The 6505-nt window shown below is 43.2% G+C and carries 2 protein-coding genes; both read right to left on the bottom strand.

Annotated features, from left to right (window positions below; translation table 11 throughout):
* On the bottom strand, window positions 1–551 hold a 551-nt coding region (locus AC04NP_RS30110; RefSeq protein ID WP_482863831.1), incomplete at its 3' end, for a condensation domain-containing protein.
* Window positions 552–573: 22 nt separating this feature from the next.
* The gene (locus AC04NP_RS30115) at window positions 574–6489 is read right to left on the bottom strand and encodes an amino acid adenylation domain-containing protein (RefSeq protein ID WP_482863833.1); all 5916 of its coding nucleotides are present in this window, start codon (window positions 6487–6489) and stop codon (window positions 574–576) included.
* Between the last annotated feature and the right edge of the window lie 16 nt (window positions 6490–6505).

Raw genomic sequence — 6505 nt, forward strand, 5'->3', positions numbered from 1 at the left:
TTTAGCTCTTCAGATAGTAATGAACCGTCATTGGTTAAATCCTTGGAGGACAACTCCCAGTCATCGGCCGATAACACCTTCTGATACCCCACGCCTTCAAGAGAATAAATCACCGTACGTAGGACCTCGTGACGGCTTACCACCTGATGAAGACTCAAAGACAGCGCTTGCTTATCCAAATCGCCTGAAAGTCGCAAGGCAAAAGGTAGATGGTATTCCAAACTGCCCTGTAGCTGGTCCAAAAACCACAAACGCTCCTGACTAAAGGATAAGGGAATGTGAACAGGACGATTTCCATTGTATGGAATAATTTTTTCTAATAATTCTTTGTTTATGCTCTCACTCTGCTGATACTTTTCTAATAATTCTGGGGATATATTTTCTTTTTGATATTTCTCTAAATATTCAATTATTCTATCCTTATTAGATTTTATTTCTGAAAGCAATTCCGAGTCTATTTCAGCATTTGATTTAACGTTTAATGAACCGTTCTTAACTACTAATTTTATGCCTTTTTTATTTAACCTTTTAATAAAATTTAAAAGCTCCATATACTTTCTTTATTTTTAAAAATTATAATTCTATACTAATCATACTGTTTTCGTCCATGGAATCATTAATATGAAACACCTTATAATCTAAATAAGATGATAACTCTTCCACAGTACTAAACTTAAATATCTCTCGAATTGCTATTTCTACATCCAACTCTTTTCGGATCATAGAAACTAAGCGAGTGGCCAATAAACTATGGCCGCCCAACTCAAAGAAGTTATCGTAAATACCTATCTTTTCAACACCCAATAGCTCCTGCCAGATCGCAGCTAGCTGTGCTTCCGTTTCCGTCCTTGGGGTCACGTATTCTTTGCTGGACAAAGTTGAACCATCCAGTTCCGGTAAGGCCTTTCTATCTAACTTTCCATTATTGGTCAAGGGCATCTCGTCTAGCTGGACCCACAAGCGGGGCACCATATACCCCGGTAAGCTTGCTTGTAATTGTCCTTGTAAGGCTTCCTTGTCCAGAGCGCCTTCCATCACCACATAGCCGACCAATTGTTTACTGCCATTCTCATCCTCCCTGGCCAAAACGCAACTCTGGCTCACTCCCGCTACCGAGGAGAGGACATTCTCTATCTCGCCCAACTCAATGCGGTAGCCGCGTATTTTTACCTGATCATCTTTTCTACCGATAAACTCGATGTTGCCGTCGGGCAGCCAACGGGCCAGATCGCCCGTTTTGTACATCCGCTCTCCTGCTTTAAATGGATTGGCCACAAACTTCTCTCGGGTCAATGCTTCCCGGTTTAGATACCCCCGAGCCAATCCTAAACCAGCAATGCATAATTCGCCAACTACTCCTGTGGGAACTAATTCCAAGGCCCCGTTCAATAGATAAACAGCAGTGTTGGGAACAGGGGATCCTATGGGAATAAAATCATCTATCTCGCCATTGAATACAGTGGCACAAATACTTGTCTCCGTCGGCCCGTAAGCATTAAAATAATTACCCCTTCTTGAAAATGACAGCGCATTTTTAAAAGGAGCTTCTTCCCCTCCTGTAACCAGTGTTTTGATACCTGGTATTTGCGAAACATCGAGTAGCTTAAAAAACAAGGGAGGTAGTATTGAGAATGTTATTGTTTGCTCTTTAACAAACTCAACAAAATAGTCCATCTCGTACTTTCGGGATTCATCGATGATACAAAGCTTTGCTCCTGACAATAAGCACAACAAAATCTCCCATATGGAAGCATCAAAAGAGGGACTGGCGTATTGAAGGCAATTGTCTTTGTCTGATAGGGAAAACAATGAAATTTGCCCTTGTATGGTATTACAAATACCGCCGTGTTCTATCAGTACTCCTTTGGGCTTACCCGTACTTCCTGAGGTATAGATCACGTAAGCTAAATTATCAACAGATAAACCAACTGCTAATGGTGCTGTAGACTCATCCTTTATGGAGGCTGAAGTAGTATCTAATAAGATAAGCTCATTTACACCTAAATCTGAAATACGATCAACTATGTTGGTTGTACTTACCAGGACCCCTATAGAAGCATCCTCAAGCATATAACGTATCCTATCCTCAGGATACGTTGGATCTATGGGAACATAAGCACCTCCAGACTTTAGGATTCCTAAAATGCTAATGATCATTTCTAAACCGCGCTCTAAACAGACGCCTACCAAATCTTCCACCGATACCCCTTTACTACCCACCAAATAATGAGCTAATTGATTGGAGCGCTCATCTAATTCCTTATAACTCAATGTATCCTCTTCATAAACTATGGCTATGGCGTTTGGAGTTTTTCTGACCTGCTCCTCGAAAAGGTCTACAATGGTCTTATTCTTGGGATAACTAACTGCCGTATCATTGAACACTTCCAACAACTGGTGCCTTTCTTCTTTGGATATAATGGATAACTCGTCAATACTGGTTGTCGATTCCTTATCAATATGTTCCAACAATACCGTTAATGCTTCCTTCATATACGATATCACAGCAGATGGGTCGATACCCCGATCGGATAGCTTAGCCGTTAACCCAAAATCATTACCGTAATCATCTACGGATAAATTGAAAGGATAATTTGTTCTCTCTTCTCCTGATAACGATTTTAACTCTAAATCAAGAATATTATCCGATGATGAACTTGGTGCTGAATGACGATAATTTAACAGGGCACTGAACAGGGGAACATCATTGGGGATACCACTCCAATCATGGACATTTGACAACGGGGTCTGTTCATGGGACAGGAGTTCTTGCAGACGCTCGTTGGTATGACTAATGAATGCCGGTATATCACCCCTAAGATCTAATAATACGGGCAGGGTATTAATAAATAAGCCTAAGGAGGATGCGGAGCCTTTAGCCCCCTGTAACCTTCCTAAAAACAAGGAACCAAAGAGGGCGTGGTCCGTACCACTACACCTGCCTACTACCAGACCAAAGGCCGCATGGAACAGTACGGCGGGGCTTATCCGTAAATCACTGGATACCTGACGTACAGCATCGCGTAATTCAGAAGACAACATCGCTTTTGAAGATACAATACGGGTCGATCCATCACCGAGGGTATCTGACAGATTAAAGGGATAGGTCGGCGCTTGGATACCGCTGAACAACGATCTAAAGTAACTTTCATTTTCCCTTAATTTTGATTGGTTTAAGGTATGCCCTATAAAGTCACGGTACAGGGACGGAGTGGGAAGCCGGTCTTCCTTTCCTGACAAATAGAGGGCGATCTCTTCCACCACTTTTTCCAGACCGACGTGGTCGGTCATCAAATGATGATGCTGCAACACCAAATAATAGGCTCCATTGGCGAGGTCGTCGGCTACCTTTACCTGTAACATTGGGGCCGTTGTCAAATCCATGTACAAACCATCCGGGGCAATCGCTTTTTCTATCTGGGGCAATATATCCTGACTACTATCAATTGATAACTCCTCGACAGTCAAGTCCACCTCCCGTAATACCACCTGTAAAGCCTGAGAGAATCCATCGTTCAGCACACAGGTACGTAAAACATCATGGCGACCGATCACAAAACCTAAGCCTTCCATAAATGTAGATCGCTTGTCCGGCGAAGAAAAGGACAGTAAACTAGGTAAAATATAAGGGTCCCCTTTGGTGGGGTCACTCATCAAATGATGAAAGTAGATACCTTCCTGTAAGGGAGATAAGGGGTAGATGTCCTGGATGTTGGCCCCGCCCCCTGGAACCTGGTCCATGATCCTTTCTAGTTCCTCTTGGCTCAAATCCACCAAAGGGACCATGGAAGTGGTAATGTAGGCACAACCCACTTCAATACCGTTCTCCGGCACCTGATAGCTATCAGCAAATGAGGATAATTTGATACTCAATAAAGCAATGCTCGGATTTGAATAAATATCTTTAATATTTATTCCATAACCTATCTCCTGAATTTTAGAAATCAATCGGACTGCCAGTAAACTATGGCCGCCCAGTTCAAAGAAGTTATCGTGGATCCCCACCTTTTCTACACCTAACAACTCCTGCCAGATCTCCGCCAATTGTACCTCGGTCTCCGTTCGTGGGGCGACATACGCCTTGCTGGACAAGCCCGAACCATCCAGTTCCGGTAAGGCCTTCCTATCTAACTTTCCATTATTGGTCAAGGGCATCTCATCCAGCTGGACCCACAAGCGGGGCACCATATACTCTGGTAAGCTTGCTTGTAATTGTTCCTGTAGAGCTTCCTTGTCCAATTCTCCTTCCAAGACCACATAACCAACCAATCGCTTACTGCCATTCTCATCCTGCCTGGCCAACACACAAGATTGGTTTACTTCTGGCAACAAGGACAGGGCGTTCTCGATCTCGCCCAGCTCGATACGGTAGCCGCGGATCTTTACCTGGTTGTCCTTCCTTCCAATAAACTCAATAGTACCATCGGGCAGCCAACGGGCCAGATCGCCCGTTCTGTACATCCGCTCTCCTGCCCTAAATGGATTGACCACAAAGCTCTCATTCGTTAAGAATTTACGGTTTAAATATCCACGTGCTAGTCCAGCCCCACCTATACACAGCTCTCCTATGGCTCCAATAGGAACTAATGATAATGATGAAGCCTCATTTAATAGATAAACAGTTGTGTTGGCAATAGGTGATCCAATGGGAACGGAAGCATCTATTTCCCCATTAAAAATGGTAGCACAAATGCTGGTTTCTGTTGGGCCATAGGCATTAAAATAATTACCCCTTCTTGAAAATAACTTGGCATTTTTGATCGGTGCTTCTTCTCCAGCGGTAACCAGTGTTTTTATACCTGGTATTTGTGAAACATCCAGTAACTTAAAGAAGGATGGAGGTAAGGTTGAAAATGTAATATCTTGCTCCCTAACAAACTCAACAAAATAGTCAACCTCATACTTTCGGGATTCATCGATGATACAAAGCTTTGCCCCGGACAATAAGGATAGCAAAATCTCCCATATGGAAGCATCAAAAGAGGGACTGGCATACTGAAGGCAATTGTCTTTGTCTGATAGTGAAAATAGTGAAATTTGACCCTGTATGGTATTACAAATACCGCCGTGTTCTATCAGTACTCCTTTGGGCTTACCCGTACTTCCTGAGGTATAGATCACATAAGCTAAATTATCAACAGATAAACCGACTGCCAAAGGTGCTGTAGGCTCACGCTGTATGGCCGCTGAGGCAGCATCTAATAAAATGACCTCTTCTATCCCTGAATCTGATATACGATCAGCTATGTCGGTAGTACTCAATAGGATCCCTATAGAAGCATCCTTGATCATGTAACTGATCCTATCCGAAGGATGCTTTGGATCAATTGGAACATAAACCCCGCCTGATTTCAGTATCCCTAAAATACCAATGATCATATCTGTACCGCGCGCTATAAAAACGCTTACTGAATCTTCTACCGATACCCCTTTACCCACCAAATAATGGGCTAACTGATTGGAGCGTGCATCTAATTCTTGATAGCTTAAGGCTTCTCCTTCATACACTACCGCTATAGTATCAGGTGTTTTTGCAGCTTGCGCTTCAAATAAATCGACTACCGTCTTGTCCGTTGGATAAGCAACCCCCGTATCATTGAACACTTCCAACAACTGGTGCCTTTCTTCTTTGGGTATAATGGACAGTTCATTAACTGTGATTGTCGATTCCTTATCAATATGTTCCAACAATACCGTTAATGCTTCCTTTATATACGATATCACAGCCGAAGGATCAATACCCATATCAGATATCCTCACCATCAATCCAAAATCTTCCCCATAATCATCTACTTCTAAACTAAAAGGGTAATTCGACCTATGCTCGCCTGATAGCAGTTCTCCCCCTAAATCAAAGTCTGTGTTAGATGAACCAGGTGCCGAATGACGGTAATTTAACAGGGCACTGAACAAGGGGGCTTCATTGGGGACACCACTCCATTCTTGAATATTTGATAAAGGGGTCTGTTCATAGGACAAGAGTGCCTGCAACCGATCATTGGTATGGTTAATGTACGCCGGTATGTCACCCTTTAGATCCAATAATATGGGCAGTGTATTCATAAATAACCCCAGGGAAGAATCCGAGCCTTTAGCCCCTTGCAACCTTCCCAAAAGCACGGAACCAAAAAGTGCATATGCCGCATTACTACACCTGCCCACCACCAGACCAAAGGCTGCATGGAAAAACACCGCTGGGCTCATCTGTAAATCACCCGATACCTTTCGGATACCATCTCGTAGTTCAACAGACAACATCGATTCTGAAGTAACAATACTGTTCGATCCGTCTATCTTGGTATCTGACAAATTAAAAGGATAGGTAGGCGACTCAACACCCCCGTACAGATCACTGAAGTAATCCTTGCTCTCCGCTAATTTCTCTTTGTTCAGGGTATCCCCTATGAAATCACGGTACAAGGACGGTGTTGGAAGTGTCTCTACTTGCCCTGATAGATAGTGCTTGATCTCTTCCCTTACCTTTGCCATGCCAATATGGTCCAGC

It is taken from the genome of Agaribacillus sp. DX54, from assembly GCF_056858335.1.

Excerpts from the sequence above, each read along its gene's own strand:
- AC04NP_RS30115 (WP_482863833.1), bottom strand. The coding sequence starts at position 6,489 with ATGGCAAAGGTAAGGGAAGAGATCAAGCACTATCTATCAGGGCAAGTA.